Raw genomic sequence first — 15,869 nt, 5'->3', positions numbered from 1 at the left:
GCTGATCGTCGGCTGACGCCGTGAGGGGCGGCCCCGGAACCTGCTGGTTCCGGGGCCGCCCCTTTTTCAGCCGGCGGTGAGGCGGTCGCCGAGGGCTTCGGCGCCGATCAGGTTCTTGCGGGGGACGCCGGTGACGAGCACGGCCAGCTCGGGCAGTCCGGCGAGCGGGGTCAGGTCGAGTGTGCCGTCGGTGTCCTGGAGGCCGGAGAGCATCAGCATCCGGAGCGCGGGCAGCTCTCTGACCGGTTCCAGGCGCATGGTCAGGGAGCATCTGATGACGCTCAGAATGCCGAGCTCGGAGCAGTCGAGCGAGGCGAGGAAGTCGAGCGTGTCCAGCGCGTCGTTCATGGCGATGCTGAGATCCCGGAGCGGCCGGTTTCCGAGCGCCTCGGTGAACTCGGCTGCGGGTATGTCGCCCATGACCACGAAGCGCGTGAGGTGGGGCAGCTCCCGCAGGAGCCGCATGTGCGCGAGCCGGAGGACACCGACCGGGTGGTCCCGGATGTGGGTGAGGACCTCTTGGGCGAAGGGCCTCGCCGGGAACATGGCCCAGCTCGTCGCGAAGCGGTGTGCCTCACCGGCCTCCGCGAAGGCGCGGGCGTAGGGGAGGGCCACCGTCCCGCCGATGACGGAGATCAGCTCGGTGACCATGGCCAGGGAGTCCTTGGGCGTCTCCCGAGGCCCCGGCAGCATCGGCAGTACGTACGCCCCGAGCCGGGCCAGCTGGGACAGCTGTTCCGGGTTCCGCGGGGGTACGACCGACTGGACGGCCTTGTCGACGCGGCGCCGGACCGACTCGTCCAGCCAGGCCGTGTGCTGGGCGGCCAGGGCCGCCAGGACGTACAGCGTCGTCTTCAGGTCCCGTTTGCGGGTCTTGGATCCGGCCTCCAGGAGGCCCGTCACGAGGACGGGCAGGTCGCGGCGCTTGCAGTGGCCGGCGGCCAGCAGGAGGACGTCGTGCCACTGCTGGTCGTACGCGTGGCGGAGGAGTTCCGGGAGGACGTCGTCCTCGACGAACTCCTTCGCGGCGAGGAAGTCCTGGAAGGTGCGGTGGGCGAACTGGAAGACGTCGTCCGTGGGCTCCTGGAGGAGGCCGCTGCGGTTGACGAGGTGGGTGAGGATGTCCGCCGTGCCGCCCTGGTCCCGGACGCGGGGCATGCCGGGGAGATCGCGCTCCAGGCGCTGGACGGCCTGGTCGCGGGTGAACTCGGTGTGGCCGACGCGGACCAGCCACGCGGCCAGGCGCTGGAGGAGCTGGGTGTGCTCCTCCACCGTCATGCGGATGCCGTCCGGGGCGTCGATGCGGCGCCGTTCGTCGCGGCTGCCCAGCAGCATCCTGAGGGCGGAGTCGTACAGCTCCCAGCGGTTCTCGGGGAGGAAGCCCTCCCGCTGGCGGTGCAGGGCGCAGATCACCGCGCAGAGGAGCGGGGTGCGGGCCAGCTCGGCGAGGTTCGGGTTGTGGCGGAACTGCTGGGCCAGGTCCTGTTCGAGGTCGGCCAGGTTCTCGCCGTCGGGCGAGTCGAGGCGGGCGGCCTCGTGCCAGGCGGCGACGAACGCCTGGATGTCGTCGCCGCGCAGGGGCAGCAGGGTGAGCTCCTCGAAGCCCTCGGCGCCCAGCCAGTCGGCGGCCACGGCGTGCGGGCGTACGGTCGCGACGCAGCGGGTGCCGGGGTAGCGGGCCAGCAGGCCGCCGAGCCAGCCGTGGGCGTCCTCCCGGTCGGACTGGGTGACCTCGTCCAGGCCGTCGACGAGGAGCAGTCCGCGTCCGGCGGCCAGGACCCGGCCCGGCCAGCCCTCGGGGGCCGCGTCGATCATCAGTCCGGCGACTCCGGGCAGCTCCGCCGGGCCGGGGAAGCCGTTGCCCCGGGCCCGCAGGGAGCGCAGGGGGACGACGAAGGGGACGAGGCCGTTGAGCCCGGCGAGCTCCGGGCCGAGGGTTCCGGCGGCGGCGTGGGCGGCCAGCCACCACATGAGGGTGGTCTTCCCGGCGCCCGCGTCGCCGCGCAGCAGGACGCGGGGGCGGGCGGCGAGCAGGTCGTCGACGCGGCGGGGCACGGGGACGGTGTCGCCGTCGCGGGGGGCGGCCTCCAGGGAGAGGTAGGCGGTGTCGAGGTCCCAGGCGGAGGCGCGCTTGCCGAGCTCGTCGAGGCCGAAGATCCGGGTGCGGCGGTAGGCGGCGCCGAGGGCTTCCGCGTACTCCTCCTCGTAGGGCTGGTCCCGGGTGTGGGGGGTGAGGCGGGCGGTGACGGTGCCGAGCCAGCGGCTCGCCTCCTCGTCCGCGAGGAGGGCGGTGAGGGGGACGCACTCCAGGCGCCGGTGGCCGCGGCCGCGCGGGACGGCGCGGACGATGCCGAGCAGGCTGTCCCCGACGAGGACGGGGGCTCCGGAGAGGCCGGCGAGCGGGGAGGGGCCGTCCTCGTCGGCGGTGACGGGCGGGTGGTCGAGCTCGACGGTCAGGGTGCGGCGGAGCAGCCCGGCCATCGGCAGGACGGTGCCGGTGTACTGGTCGAGGTCGGGTTTGTGCCCGTCGTAGCGCTGGACGCGGGGGAAGCCCCGGATCTCGCAGCCCGGGACCGGGCGGTCGGTGGCGACGGAGCCGATCCGGAGGGCGGCGGGGCCGAGGTCCTCGGGGCTCGACAGCAGGGCCGCGTCGAGCCGGTCGTCGGACCAGACCACCTGTAAGCGCCGGAGCCCGGAGCGGCCGGGGATCGCGATGTCCGCGCTGTGGGCGCCGCCCACCACGTGGGCGCTGGTCAGGAGCAGGCGCGGGGCGACGAGGACGCCGGTGCCCTGCTGTCTGCCGAAGACGGCGAGGACGGTGTCGGCCGTCACCGGTCTTCGGCTCCGGGCCCGAAGCCGGACAGGTCCGCCGCCTCCTCGTTCCCCACCAGCCAGGGCCCGCCGGTCGCGGCGGTGCGGGGCTTGAGGGTGAAGGCGACGCGGTGGGTCTCGCCCCGGGTGCGGGCCGCGTCGGCGCCGGCCTCGACGACCCATGCCTTCACCTTGGTGCCGCCCTTGAGCTCCTTGCGGAGTTCGATCGTGAACTCCATCTGTATGTCGCCGACCTCGAAGGCGACGGGCTGTCCGGTGGCGCGGGCGGCGGCGTCGACGAGCTGGTCGCGGACGGCGGCGATGGCGTCGGCGAGTTCGATCTCGGTGATGTCCTCGTTCATGTCCCGGAAGTTAGTGGGGCGCGGGGGGCCGTGGAGGGTGTTCGGGAGGGTTGGGTCGCGTGACCCAGGTCCCATTGGCGGGGGTGGGGTGGTGACAAGGCGCACAGGCGTTTTGGGGGGTACTAGGAGGAATAGTCGGTCGTTCCCGGGGGAGCGGGCGCCGGGAGCGGCTCGGGGGGCGGGACTTTGGTCCCGGAGGTCCCGAACGGGACATCGTGCGGCCTTTCGGGCGGTTCGGGACGGCCGCGACATGGGGTTAAACCGATCGATCGCGGGCGTTATGTCCGGTTTCGCGTATCGTCTCGGGGGCCGTAAAGAGGCGATCCGCTGGGGAGATCGCTACGAGGCGATGTCGTAGATGGGGTGTTTTGGGATGGCTGGGGGTGCGGGTTACCAAGGATGAGCAAGCCCGGCGTCGACCGCTGTCGCGTCGGGTCCCGTTCTGTCCGGAGGTTCTCCCCCGTATGTCGAAGCGCGTCATGAAGCCCAGCATCCGTATCGCCGCCGTCGCCACCCTCGCCACCGCCGGCCTGGGAGCGTCGCTGGTGGCCGGGGCCGGGTCCGCCTTCGCCGCCGAGGGCACGGCCGCCGTCGCGGGCACCGCGACCGCCACGTCCGCCGCGATCGCGAACCAGGCCGCCACCCAGGCCAAGGCCGCTCAGGCCGCCACCCAGGCCAAGACCGCCCAGGTGAAGGCCGCCGCCGCCAAGGCGCAGGCCAAGACCGTCACCGCCAAGAAGGCCGCCGCCTGGGTCAAGCCCGTCAGCGCCTACACCCTCAGCGCCAGCTACAACCAGGGCGGCGCCATGTGGGCCCACAAGCACTCCGGCCAGGACTTCGCCGTCCCGACCGGCACCCCGGTCAAGGCCGCCGCGGCCGGCACCGTCGTCAAGGCCGGCCCCAACGGTGGCGGCGACGGCCCGGCGTACGGCAACGCGATCGTCGTGAAGCACGCCAACGGCACGTACTCGCAGTACGCGCACCTGTCGAAGATCCAGGTCAACGTCGGCCAGCAGGTCGGCGCCGGTCAGCGGATCGCCCTCTCGGGCAACACCGGCAACAGCTCCGGCCCGCACCTGCACTTCGAGATCCGCACCACCCCGAACTACGGCTCCGCCGTGAACCCGGCCGCCTTCCTGCGGTCCCACGGCGTCTCCATCTGACGCTGACGGCGTGACGGCGCTCAGGCGCTGAACGGCGACAACTGCGGTCTAACGGTCCTGGTGGGCCTGACCGACCAGATCGAGGGCGACCTCGAGGACGGCTTCGTGCTTCTCCTCGGTGTCGCCCTCGATGTTTTCCATGAAGAACGTGCCGGCGTGCATCGTGAAGATCGCGCTGACCGAGCGCACCTTGTCGGTCATCGAGAACTCCGGCTCCTGGATCAGGCCGACCATCGCGATCATGCGCTCCTTGAAGGTCAGGCCGATGCTCAGCTCGCGCACGGTGGCCTGGTTCTCCTGCATGAAGCGGAAGAGCGGGGCCGCGTTCAGCAGCGCCGCCTGGTAGCGGCGCAGGATCTCCTGCTTGTTCTCCAGGGTGCGGGGCTGCTTGCCCCCCCAGGCGATCAGCTCGTCCATGGGGCGGGTGAGGTCCTCGAAGATGCCGATCAGGATGTCTTCCTTGGTCTTGAAGTGGTAGTACAGCGCGGCCTTCGTGACGTCGAGGCGTTCCGCGATCTCGCGCAGGGAGGTCTTCTCGTACCCCTGCTCGGCGAAGAGTTCGAGGGCCACGTCCTGGATGCGCTGGCGGGTGTTGCCTCGGGCCTGGGCCATGGTCTCTCGCTTCCACATGTACTTACTTGACGACCGGCAAGTTGGGGGTCTACCTTCCCCAGTGTAATAACTAGCCGGGCGGCAAGTAAGGGAACGGGGAACGCGACATGGCGAAGAAACAGACTGGTCAGGAACCGGCCGTGGCGGAGGGCAAGCAGCCGCGCAGCGTCCGCGTCGTCCTGCTCGCCCTCATGATCGCGATGCTCCTCGCGATGCTGGACAACATGATCGTCGGCACCGCGATGCCGACCATCGTCGGTGAGCTCGGCGGCCTGGAGCACCTCTCCTGGGTCGTCACCGCCTACACCCTGGCCACCGCCGCCTCCACCCCGATCTGGGGCAAGCTCGGCGACATGTTCGGGCGCAAGGGCGTCTTCCTCACCTCGATCGTGATCTTCCTGATCGGCTCCGCGCTCAGCGGCATGGCGCAGGACATGGGCCAGCTCATCGGCTTCCGCGCGATCCAGGGCCTGGGCGCCGGCGGTCTGATGGTCGGCGTGATGGCGATCATCGGCGACCTGATCCCGCCCCGTGAGCGGGGCAAGTACCAGGGCATGATGGCCGGCGTGATGGCCCTCGCCATGATCGGCGGACCGCTCGTCGGCGGCTCCATCACCGACCACTGGGGCTGGCGCTGGTCCTTCTACATCAACCTGCCGCTCGGCGTCGTGGCCCTCGCCATGATCACCGCCGTGCTGCACCTGCCGAAGAAGGAGCGCGCCACCGGCACCCGCATCGACTTCCTCGGCGCCGGTCTGCTGACCGTCGGCATCACCGCGATCGTGCTGGTCACCACCTGGGGCGGCACGGAGTACGCCTGGGGCTCGGCCACCATCGTCGGCCTCGCGGCCGGCGGCGTGCTGGCCCTCGCGGCCTTCCTCTTCGTCGAGACCCGCGCGAGCGACCCGATCATGCCGCTGCACATCTTCCGCAGCCGCAACTTCAGCCTGATGTCCCTGATCGGCTTCATCACCGGCTTCGTGATGTTCGGCGCGGTCCTCTTCCTGCCGCTGTTCCAGCAGTCCGTCCAGGGCGCCTCGGCCACCAACTCCGGCCTGCTGCTCCTGCCGATGCTGCTGTCGATGATGGTCGTCTCGCTGGTCGTCGGCCGGGTCACCACCAACAGCGGCAAGTACAAGGTCTTCCCGATCATCGGCGGCGCGCTCATGGTCGCGGGCCTGTACCTGCTGTCCACGATGGACACCGACACCACCCGGTTCGTCTCCGGCGTGTACATGGCCGTCCTCGGCGCCGGCATGGGCTTCCTGATGCAGATCACGATGCTCGTCGCCCAGAACAGCGTCGAGATGAAGGACATGGGCGTCGCGTCCTCCTCGACCACCCTGTTCCGGACCCTCGGCTCCTCCTTCGGCGTCGCCATCATGGGCGCCCTGTTCACCGGCAAGGTGCAGGACGAGATGACGGCGAGCGGCGGCGGCGCGGCGACCGCGCACTCGGCGCAGCTCGACGCGGCCAGCCTGGCCCGGCTGCCGGAGGCGGTCCGCGAGGCGTACCAGCACGCGGTGGCCGCCGGCACCCACTCCGCCTTCCTGGTCGGCGCGGCCGTCGCCGTCCTCGGCTTCGCCCTCGCCTTCTTCGTCAAGGAGGTCGCCCTGCGCGGCACCGGCCCGGCGAAGCCGGAGACGGAGACCGGGACGGCCGCGGCCACCGCCGGGACCGTCGGCGCCCCCAAGGCCGCCGAGACCGTCTGACCCCCGCGCCCGCGCCCGTATCCACGGATCCGCGTACGCCGACACGTACGCGAACGGCCCCCTCACCCGGCGGTGAGGGGGCCGTTCCGTGCGCGCGGGGCGGCTCAGTCCGCCAGCCGCAGCACCGGGAAGCTGCCGGTGGCCGTCGGGGCGTGTTCCGGGAGCCACAGGACCGCGATGGCGCCGCCCGCCCCGTCCGGGGTGCCCTCGGGGGCCGCGTTGCGGAAGGTGAGGCGGGCGCCGAGGACCCGGGCCTGGCCGGCGGCGATGGTCAGGCCCAGGCCGTGGCCCTGGCCCGCGCGGTCGCTGCTGCCCGTACGGAAGCGGCTCGGGCCGTCCTGGAGCAGCGCCTCGGGGAAGCCGGGGCCGTGGTCGCGGACCCGGACCACGCGGCCCTCGACGGTGACCTCGACCGGGCCCTTGCCGTGCTTGGCGGCGTTGGCGAGGAGGTTGCCCAGGATGCGCTCCAGGCGGCGCGGGTCGGTGTTGACCCAGGACTCGTGGACGACCCGGACGACCGCCTCCGGGTCCAGCACCCGCACCCGCCGCGCCACGAACTCGCCCAGCGCGAGCTCCTGCAGCTCGGCCCGCTCGGAGGCGCTGTCGAGCCGGGCCACCTCCAGCACGTCCTCGACCAGGGTCCGCATGGCCTGCGCCCGGTCCCGCACCAGCTCGCTGGGGCGCCCGGGCGGCAGCAGCTCGGCGGCCGTGAGCAGCCCGGTGACGGGGGTGCGCAGCTCGTGCGCGATGTCCGCGGTGACCCGGCGCTCGGCCTCGATGCGCTCGTTCAGGGCGTCGGTGAGGGCGTCGACGGCGCGGGCCAGCTCGTCGGTCTCGTCGCGTACGACGCCGCCGATGGCGTCCCGCACCCGGACGTCGGTGTTGCCCTGGGCGACCCGGCCGGCCGCGGCGGCGGCCTTGCGCAGCCGCCGGGAGAGCTGGCCGCCGATGAGCACGCCGAGGGCGCAGCCGCCGAAGACCACCGACACCGAGCCGATGATCAGGGCCCGGTCCAGGTCCTTCATGATCGTGGCGCTGCGGTCGGCGAAGGGGACGTGCAGGGAGAGCACGTCGCCGTTGCCGAGCGGGAGCGCGGCCCACACCTCGGGCGGGCCGTCGCGGTGCTCCTGGACGAAGGTGCCGCGCCGCTTCTCGCGCATGAGCCGGTCGAGCTGCGGCGGCAGCGCCGGGTCGTTGATCTTGGTGCCGAAGCGCGGTTCCTTCGGCTTGGACGTCTCGTACACGCGCTGCGCGAACTGCAGCCGCCACATCTGCACGTCGCGCGCGTTGTCGAGCATCGAGACCCGGGCCGCGTTGTGGACGACGAGGCTGAGGGTGACCGCGATGAGGGCACCGACCGCCGCGATGGCGACGGCGATCTTCCAGCGGACCCCGGTACGGAGAGCGAGCCCCTTCACCACCTGCTGACCTGCTTCATCCCTTGAGCTTGTACCCGAAACCGCGGACGGTCTCGATCCGGTCCTGGCCGATCTTCGTGCGCAGCCGCTGCACGTGGACGTCCACCACGCGGGTGTCGCCGCCCCAGCCGTAGTCCCAGACGCGCTCCAGGAGCTTGTCGCGGGACAGTACGGTGCCGGGGGCCGAGGAGAACTCCAGGAGCAGCCGCATCTCGGTCGGGGTGAGCGCGACCGTGGCCCCGGCCCGGCGCACCTCCATGCCCTCGGTGTCGATCTCCAGGTCGCCGAAGGCGAGCGGCCCGGCCTCGGCGGCCTCCTCGCGCCCGCCGTCACCGGCGCCGGGCCCGCCCGCGTGGCCGAAGCGGCGCAGCACGGCGCGGATCCGGGCCATCAGCACGGAGCCGTCGAAGGGCTTGGTCACGTAGTCGTCGGCCCCGGCCTCCAGGCCGAGGACGACGTCGATGGAGTCGGCCCGCGCCGAGAGCATGATCACCGGCACGGTGGACTCGTCGCGGATCCGCCGGCAGAGGCTGACGCCGTCCATGCCGGGCAGCATCACGTCGAGGAGCGCGATGTCGGGGCGGTTCGCGCGGAAGGCGTCGAGACCGGACAGTCCGTCGGGCATGGCGGTCACCGTGAAGCCGTCCCGCTCCAGCGCGAGCTGGGTGGCTTCCCGGATGACGTCGTCGTCCTCGACGAACAGGACATGGGTCTCGGCCATGGTGCGCCTCGCCGCCCTTCAGTTCGCGGGCTCGCTCGGCGCGGGCTGGACACCTTCGATGCCTCCGTCGCCGACGGCCTTGCTGTAGTCGTTGTGCACCCAGTCGTGCTGGGTGAACTTGTTCCCCGTCCAGCGGTAGGTGATGACGTCCTCGCCGGACGGATACGCCACGGGGTCGCCCTTCGCGTACACCTGCTTGGTGACGATCAGGTCGCCGCGGTCGATCGCCCCGTAGACGGCGGCGTCCTCGGCCATGAAGACGTTGGTGTACCGGTTGTTCTCCTCGCGGTACACGTAGGTGCCGATGCCGACGGCGTCCCCGCAGGTCATGACGTTGACGACGACGTCGGGCGCGGTCGAGTTCGTCAGGTTCCCGTACGAGGTGTCCACCGGGTAGGCGTTCGCGGTGCACGGCTTGAGGTCGGCCTTGAGCCGCTCGCCGATCTTCGGGTCGCCCTTGAGCAGCGCGATCGGGTCGACCCGGTCGGCGGCCCGCGCCGCGCCGCTGTCCGCGGCGGCGGGGGGCGGTGAGGTGGTGGGGGCCGTGGACGCGACCTCGTCGGGCCGGGCCGGGCCCTCGTCGCGGGAGCCGGTCCCGCCGGTCGAACAGCCGGCGACGAGCACGCCGACGGCGGCGAGCCCGGCCACCGCCGTGATGCTCGCCGCCCGTTCTCTGCCGCTCAGGCCGCGCAACGCTCCTGCTCCCGTTCGCCTCGTCCGGTGGTGGACCGCTCCAGGACCCCCGCGTGCAGGGCGCGGGCGTCGCCCTCGGCGGCCCGGCTCTCCAGTTCCTGCCGCAGCCGGGCGAGCGCGCGGTGGAGCGTGCTCTTCACCGTACCGGTCGACATGCCGAGCGCGGCGGCGGTCTCCTCGGTGCTCATCTGCTCCCAGTGGCGCAGCACGACGACGCTGCGCTGCTTGGGCGCGAGCACCTTCAGGATGTCCATGAGCAGGGCCCGGTCGGCGTGCTGCTCGGTGGCGTCCTCGACGCTGGCGTCGGGGAGCTGCTCGGTGGGGACCTCTTCGAGCTTGCGGGCCCGCCACCACTCGGTCCGGGTGTTGATCATGACCCGGCGGAGGTAGGCGTCGGCCAGCGACTTGTCCGCGATGCCGTCCCAGCGGCCGTACGTGCGGACCAGCGCGGTCTGCAGCAGGTCCTGCGCGTCCACCGGGTCGGGCACCAGACGACGGGCGCTGCGCAGCAGCGCGTCCTGCCGAGTGCGTACGTACTCCTCGAAGTCGAGCACCTCGCCGTGCGCCATGCCGAACCGCCTCCGATCCCCGTGAAACAAGCCCTGTCCGCTTACGTCGAAGACGCTACGGAGCCCGTGTCACGGGGCTGTGCGTGGCAGCCCTCGGCGGACGCACGGCTGCCCATCGGTTGTGTAACAGGGCCCGGCCAGGGGTAAAGGAGGGGGCGATAGGGGCCGCCGGGGCGGCGGGAGCCCCGAGGGGTCAGGCCAGCGGGAGCCGGTAGCGGCCGTGCGCGAGGGGTTCGACGAGGCCGTCGGCGACGAGTCCGTCGAGGGCGCGGGCCCGCTGCACGGGTTCGTCCCAGACCGCGTCGAGCTCGGCCTGGCCGACCGGGTCGACGGCCTCGCGGAGCACGGCGAGCAGCTTGCCGCGGACCTGCCGGTCGGTGCCCGCGTAGGTCTGGCCGCGGCGCGGCGGGCCGTCGTGGGCGGGCTTGCCGGCCAGCCGCCAGGCGCAGCGGTCGGCGAGCGGGCAGCGCCCGCAGTCCTCGTTCTTCGCGGTGCAGACGAGGGCGCCGAGCTCCATGGAGGCGGCGGCCCAGCGGGCGGCGGTCGGCTCGTCGTCGGGGAGCAGGGCGCGGGCGAGCCGGCGCTCGGCGGCGGTGGTGGCGTTCGGCGGGTACTGCACGCCGGTCGCCGCCCGCGCGAAGACCCGGCGCACGTTGGTGTCGAGGACGGCGTGCCGCTGCCCGTACGCGAAGGAGGCGACGGCGGCGGCCGTGTACTCGCCGATCCCGGGCAGCGCGAGGAGCTGGGCGTGGTCGCTGGGGACGTCGCCGCCGTGCCGTTCCGTTATGGCGCCGGCCGCCGCGTGCAGCCGCAGGGCGCGGCGCGGGTAGCCGAGCCGGCCCCAGGCGCGGACGGCCTCGCCGGGGGCGTCGGCGGCCAGGTCGGCGGGGCGCGGCCAGCGCGCCAGCCACTGCTCGTAGACGGGCAGCACGCGGACGACGGGTGTCTGCTGGAGCATGAACTCGCTGACCATCACGCCCCACGCCCCGGCCTCGGGGCGGCGCCAGGGCAGGTCGCGGGCGTGCCGGTCGAACCAGGCGAGGACGGGCCCGTGCAGCCCGGCGGGGGCGGTGGGCGCGGCGGCGGGGGTCCCGGGGGCACCGGGGGGCGTCGAAGTCATGGCACCCCCGATCCTGGCACGTCTGCGGGAGGATCAGTACGCGCCGTGGCGTACGCCCCCGGGGCGCGTGGAGGCGTGTGCGGGGAGCCCGCGCCCCGCACACCACACCACCGCGCCGTTGCGGCTGGCGCGGGCCGCCGCGACGACGGAGGCGGCGGGCCGCTTGGCGGCCTTCATCACGAGGAAGGCGACGGCGGCGCCGGCCAGCAGGCCGACGGTCACGTCGTGCGGGTAGTGGACGCCGACGAAGACCCGGGAGAAGGCCATGAGCAGGGCCATCGGCGCGGTCAGCCAGACGATGCCGCGCCAGGACACGGCGAGGGCGATGGCGGCGGCGCCCGCGATGGCCGCGTGGTTGCTGGGGAAGGACCAGTCCCCGTGCGGCGGGCAGGCGACCAGGGAGGCGGGCGCCCCGGCGACGGCCCGGCACGGGCGCTCCTCGTTCACCAGCGACTTCAGGCCCTCGCTCACCACGTAGCCGAAGGCGGTCGCGAGCGGGGCGAGCAGCGCGAGCGCCATCGCCGCGTCGGAGCCCCGGCGGGCCCGCCACCAGCCGGCGGCGAACAGCACCCCGAAGAGCAGCAGCCCGAGCTCCGTCCACACCTCGGCCACGGACTGGAACCAGTGCGGGGTGGAGTGGGCGAAGTCCGTGATGTCGAGATACAGGCCGTCGGAGAGGGAAGGCAGGTTGTCCATGGTCGTCGACGGTAACCGGGATCCGGAGGTCCGCGCTCCACACCAAGGGCCAGGACCGCCCTGGACGAAAGTAAGGGGTGCGGCGCGAAGCGCGTCAGAGCGGGACGAACGGGGACGTCCGAGGGTTCCTGCCCGCGCCGGGATGTGATCATCGGCAAAACTTGCGGCCCGGGGCGGCGGGTGGGGCGGGAACGGGCCCTGATCTCTCGTAAGGTTCGTGGCGTGGGATCTCTGCGCAATCCGGTCGGGCCGCTTCCCTCCTCCATCTACTGGCGTCGGAGGGCCGTGGCGCTGTGCCTGGTCGCCCTCCTCGCGCTGATCGCCCTATGGGCCGTCACCTCCGGTGGTGGGCAAGGGAAGAAGCCGAGCGACTCCGCCAACGGCTCTTCTCCCGCGCCCTCGATCACCCCGGGGCCCTCCGGCAGCGGCCCGGCGATCGACCAACGGCCCGGCGGGCGCGACGAGTCGGGCAACGGCTCCGGCGGCTCGGGCGGCGACGCGGCGGGCGCGGACGCGGGGACCAGCGCGGGCGCGGGCACCGCGGCGGGGGCCGCCGCGGGGGCCGCGACCGGCGGCAAGAACGGCGACACCGACGGCGCGGGCGGCGACGGCGGCGCGGGCAACGGCGCGGGGCAGCGGGTCCCGGCCGGCTCCCCGCTGCCGAACTGCGTGCCCGGCGCCCTCCAGTTGACCCTGCGCAGCACCAAGGTCAGCTACGAGACCGGCGAGAAGCCCCGCTTCCTGCTGGTCGTCAAGAACACCTCGGCGACCGCCTGCAAGGCCGATCTCGGCCCGGCGAACGCGGTGTTGACGATCAGTGACACCAAGAGCACCGCCGTGTGGTCCTCGAAGGACTGCCCGCGCCCGGCCGGCCCGCTGCTGCTGAAGCTGCCCGCGCAGACGACGATCACGCACACCGTGGAGTGGGACCGCGCGCGCAGCGCCCCGAACTGCGCGACCGCCCCGGCGGGCCCGGTCGGCCCGGGCACGTACCTGGTGGAGGCGGCGATGCCGGGGGTGAAGGTGCTTCCGGCGTCCTTCACGCTGGCCAAGGACTGACGGGACCGGGACACACGGAAACGGCGGGGCGCACCGGGAGCGGTGCGCCCCGCCGTTTCGCGGGTACGGGTACGCGGCCGGGCGGCCGGGACGGCAGGCCCTAGACGTACCGCTCCAGGATCGAGGACTCCGCGAGCCGGGACAGGCCCTCGCGGACGCTGCGGGCGCGGGCCTCGCCGACGCCGTCCACGGCCTGGAGGTCGTCCACGCTCGCCGCGAGCAGCTTCTGCAGCCCGCCGAAGTGCTCCACCAGCCGCTCGATGATCGCGCCAGGCAGCCGCGGCACCTTGGCGAGCAGCCGGTAGCCGCGCGGCGAGACCGCCGAGTCCAGCGTCTCGGGGGAGCCGGTGTAGCCGAGGGCGCGGGCCACTATGGGCAGTTCGAGCAGCTCGGGGTGGGTCAGCGCGTTGAGCTCGGTGAGCGCCTCGGCGACCGTGCGGGAGCGCTTGGCGGTCGGCTCGGGCACGTAGTCGCGGACGACCAGCTCGCGCTCGGGCTCGACCCCCGCGATCAGCTCGTCGAGCTGGAGCGACAGCAGCCGGCCGTCGGTGCCGAGCTCCACCACGTACTCGGCGATCTCGGTGGCGATCCGGCGGACCATCTCCAGGCGCTGGGCGACGGCGGTGACGTCCCGGACCGTGACCAGGTCCTCGATCTCCAGCGCGGACAGCGTGCCCGCGACCTCGTCGAGGCGGAGCTTGTACCGCTCCAGGGTGGCCAGCGCCTGGTTCGCGCGGGACAGGATCGCCGCCGACTCCTCCAGGACGCGCCGCTCCCCGTTGACGTACAGGGCGATCAGGCGCATCGACTGGGAGACCGAGACGACGGGGAAGCCGCACTGCTTGGAGACCCGGTCGGCGGTGCGGTGCCGGGTGCCGGTCTCCTCGGTGTGGATGGACGCGTCGGGGACGAGCTGCACGCCCGCCCGCAGGATCTTGGAGATGTCCTTGTCGAGGACGATCGCCCCGTCCAGCTTGCACAGCTCGCGCAGCCGGGTCGCGGCGAAGTCGACGTCGATGACGAAACCGCCGGTGCACATGGACTCGACGGTCTTGTCCATGCCGAGGACGATCAGGCCGCCGGTGTTGCCGCGGAGGATGCGCTCCAGACCGTCACGCAGGGCGGTGCCGGGGGCGACGGCGCTGAGCGACGCACGCATCAGTGCCTCGTTGTCCTTGGCTGCCACTGCACTCCTCCGGCTCGTACGGATGGGCGAGACCAGGGCAAAGTCTAGCGACACCGCCCCGGCGCCCTCCGCCGCGCGCCGGGGACCCGGCCGGGACGGGCCCGGGCCGGGACCGGCGCGGGGCGGGTGCGGTGCCGGTACGAGGCCGGTCGCGGTGCCTGGCCACGTACCCGCCCCGGACCGCTCAGCCCTCCTCGGGCGTGCGGGCGCGGCGGCTGCGCGGCAGCACCCGCAGGGCGTCTCCCATGTCGGCGACCTCGGTCACCTTCATGCCGGCCGGGACCTTGCCGGGGTCGGCCGGGACCAGGGCGTGGGTGAAGCCCAGGCGGTGCGCCTCGGCGAGCCGGCGCTGCACGCCGGTGACCCGGCGGACCTCGCCCGCGAGGCCGACCTCGCCGATCGCCACCAGGTTCTTCGGCAGCGGGGTGTCGCTGGCGGCGGAGGCCAGCGCGAGGGCGACGGCCAGGTCGGCGGCGGGCTCGGAGAGCTTCACGCCGCCGACGGTCGCGCAGTAGATGTCCCGCTTGCCGAGCGCGCTGATCCGGCCCCGCTGCTCCAGGACGGCCAGCATCATCGAGACCCGGGAGGTCTCCAGGCCGGAGGTGGTGCGGCGGGGCGAGGGGATCTGGGAGTCGACGGTCAGCGCCTGCACCTCGGCGACCAGCGGCCGGCGGCCCTCCAGGGTGACCGTGAGGCAGGTGCCGGGCACGGCGACGTCACGGCGGGTCAGGAAGAGGCCGGAGGGGTCGGCGAGGCCGGTGATGCCCTCGTCGTGCAGCTCGAAGCAGCCGACCTCGTCGGTCGCCCCGTACCGGTTCTTCACGCCGCGGACCAGGCGGAGCCGGGCGTGCCGGTCGCCCTCGAAGTGGAGCACCACGTCGACCAGGTGCTCCAGCAGGCGGGGGCCCGCGATGGCGCCGTCCTTGGTGACGTGGCCGACGAGCAGGGTGGACATGCCCCGCTCCTTGGACGCCCGGATGAGCGCCCCGGCGACCTCGCGGACCTGGGCCATGCCGCCGGGGGCGCCGTCGATCTCGGGGGAGGCGACGGTCTGCACCGAGTCCATGATCAGCAGCGCGGGCTTGACCTCGTCGAGGTGGCCGAGGACGGCGGAGAGGTCGGTCTCGGCCGCCAGGTAGAGATGGTCGCTGAGCGCGTTGATCCGGTCGGCGCGCAGCCGGACCTGGCTCGCGGACTCCTCGCCCGTCACGTACAGCGTGCGGTGCTCGTCGCTCGCGGCCTTGGCGGCGACGTCGAGCAGCAGGGTGGACTTGCCGACGCCGGGCTCCCCGGCGAGCAGCACGACGGCCCCGGGCACCAGCCCGCCGCCGAGCACCCGGTCCAGCTCGTCGACGCCGGTGCTGCGGGCGGTCGCCTGCCGGACGTCGACCTGGGCGATCGGCAGCGCGGAGGTGGACACCCGTCCGGCGGCGGTGGTCCGGACGGCGGGCGCGCCGTACTCCTCGACCGTGCCCCATGCCTGGCATTCGGGGCAGCGGCCGAGCCACTTGGCCGTCTGCCAGCCGCACTCGGTGCAGCGGTAGGACGGCCGGTCCTTGGCGGATTTCGTACGGGCAGCCATGCGCACCACCGTATCGGCCGCCTCCGACAACGGGCCGGGCCCGGTCGCGAAAGCCGGGGAGGTCCGGAGAGAAAAGTCCGGGGCGAGTCCGGAGAGAGATCCGGAGAGAAACCGGATGGAGAACCGGATTCCTGTCCCCCTTCGAGCGATAGCTTCACCCGTACG

General features: G+C 73.1%; 14 protein-coding genes. 3 read left to right on the top strand and 11 right to left on the bottom strand.

Annotated features, from left to right (window positions below; all coding sequences use genetic code 11):
* Window positions 1-66: 66 nt before the first annotated feature.
* The gene (locus AB0C99_RS04620) at window positions 67-2,832 is read right to left on the bottom strand and encodes an NACHT domain-containing protein (protein WP_362469181.1); all 2,766 of its coding nucleotides are present in this window, start codon (window positions 2,830-2,832) and stop codon (window positions 67-69) included.
* Window positions 2,829-3,173 (bottom strand): trypco2 family protein, encoded by a 345-nt coding sequence (locus tag AB0C99_RS04615; RefSeq protein ID WP_362469178.1) that lies wholly within the window; start codon window positions 3,171-3,173, stop codon window positions 2,829-2,831. Before AB0C99_RS04615 ends, AB0C99_RS04620 begins: the two co-directional genes overlap by 4 nt.
* Window positions 3,174-3,637: 464 nt before the next feature.
* Between AB0C99_RS04615 and AB0C99_RS04610 the strand changes: the two genes are divergently transcribed.
* The gene (locus tag AB0C99_RS04610; protein WP_362469175.1) at window positions 3,638-4,336 is read left to right on the top strand and encodes a M23 family metallopeptidase; all 699 of its coding nucleotides are present in this window, start codon (window positions 3,638-3,640) and stop codon (window positions 4,334-4,336) included.
* 48 nt (window positions 4,337-4,384) lie between these two features.
* Here the strand turns inward: AB0C99_RS04610 and AB0C99_RS04605 are convergent, their stop codons facing one another.
* Window positions 4,385-4,966 carry a helix-turn-helix domain-containing protein gene (locus AB0C99_RS04605; protein ID WP_362469172.1) on the bottom strand — a complete coding sequence of 194 codons (582 nt, stop codon included), beginning with the start codon at window positions 4,964-4,966 and terminating at the stop codon, window positions 4,385-4,387.
* Between the two features lie 89 nt (window positions 4,967-5,055).
* On the opposite strand from AB0C99_RS04605, the gene AB0C99_RS04600 reads away from it, so the two are divergent.
* A complete protein-coding gene (locus AB0C99_RS04600) occupies window positions 5,056-6,660 on the top strand; it encodes an MDR family MFS transporter (RefSeq protein WP_362469169.1) in 1,605 nt (534 codons plus the stop codon).
* Window positions 6,661-6,764: 104 nt separating this feature from the next.
* On the opposite strand, the gene cseC is transcribed toward AB0C99_RS04600, so the two are convergent.
* The 6 genes from cseC to AB0C99_RS04570 form a co-directional block, all read right to left on the bottom strand.
* Complete coding sequence (cseC, locus tag AB0C99_RS04595) at window positions 6,765-8,078, bottom strand: two-component system sensor histidine kinase CseC (protein WP_362469166.1); 1,314 nt, start codon at window positions 8,076-8,078, stop codon at window positions 6,765-6,767.
* 16 nt (window positions 8,079-8,094) lie between these two features.
* Complete coding sequence (cseB, locus tag AB0C99_RS04590; RefSeq protein ID WP_362469163.1) at window positions 8,095-8,799, bottom strand: two-component system response regulator CseB; 705 nt, start codon at window positions 8,797-8,799, stop codon at window positions 8,095-8,097.
* Window positions 8,800-8,817: 18 nt separating this feature from the next.
* Window positions 8,818-9,492, bottom strand: coding sequence for a hypothetical protein (locus AB0C99_RS04585; protein ID WP_362469160.1), 675 nt, complete (start codon window positions 9,490-9,492; stop codon window positions 8,818-8,820).
* Window positions 9,480-10,061, bottom strand: coding sequence for a SigE family RNA polymerase sigma factor (locus tag AB0C99_RS04580; protein ID WP_362469157.1), 582 nt, complete (start codon window positions 10,059-10,061; stop codon window positions 9,480-9,482). Before AB0C99_RS04580 ends, AB0C99_RS04585 begins: the two co-directional genes overlap by 13 nt.
* 193 nt (window positions 10,062-10,254) lie before the next feature.
* The gene (locus AB0C99_RS04575) at window positions 10,255-11,181 is read right to left on the bottom strand and encodes an A/G-specific adenine glycosylase (RefSeq protein ID WP_362469154.1); all 927 of its coding nucleotides are present in this window, start codon (window positions 11,179-11,181) and stop codon (window positions 10,255-10,257) included.
* Between the two features lie 33 nt (window positions 11,182-11,214).
* Window positions 11,215-11,877 (bottom strand): phosphatase PAP2 family protein, encoded by a 663-nt coding sequence (locus tag AB0C99_RS04570; RefSeq protein WP_362469151.1) that lies wholly within the window; start codon window positions 11,875-11,877, stop codon window positions 11,215-11,217.
* Between the two features lie 222 nt (window positions 11,878-12,099).
* Between AB0C99_RS04570 and AB0C99_RS04565 the strand changes: the two genes are divergently transcribed.
* Complete coding sequence (locus AB0C99_RS04565) at window positions 12,100-12,936, top strand: hypothetical protein (RefSeq protein ID WP_362469148.1); 837 nt, start codon at window positions 12,100-12,102, stop codon at window positions 12,934-12,936.
* Window positions 12,937-13,036: 100 nt separating this feature from the next.
* On the opposite strand, the gene disA is transcribed toward AB0C99_RS04565, so the two are convergent.
* Window positions 13,037-14,095: a DNA integrity scanning diadenylate cyclase DisA gene (gene disA / locus AB0C99_RS04560; RefSeq protein WP_362469700.1), complete on the bottom strand. Its 1,059-nt coding sequence runs from the start codon at window positions 14,093-14,095 to the stop codon at window positions 13,037-13,039.
* A 211-nt stretch (window positions 14,096-14,306) separates the two neighbouring features.
* On the bottom strand, window positions 14,307-15,704 hold the full coding sequence (radA, locus tag AB0C99_RS04555; RefSeq protein WP_362469145.1) for a DNA repair protein RadA: 1,398 nt from the start codon (window positions 15,702-15,704) through the stop codon (window positions 14,307-14,309).
* Window positions 15,705-15,869: the final 165 nt, after the last annotated feature.

The sequence above is a fragment of the Streptomyces sp. NPDC048659 genome (assembly GCF_040650575.1).
GTDB lineage: Bacteria > Actinomycetota > Actinomycetes > Streptomycetales > Streptomycetaceae > Streptomyces.
The sequence above is the reverse complement of the archived record's forward strand: the minus strand, read 5'-3'. Positions and strand labels throughout refer to the sequence as shown.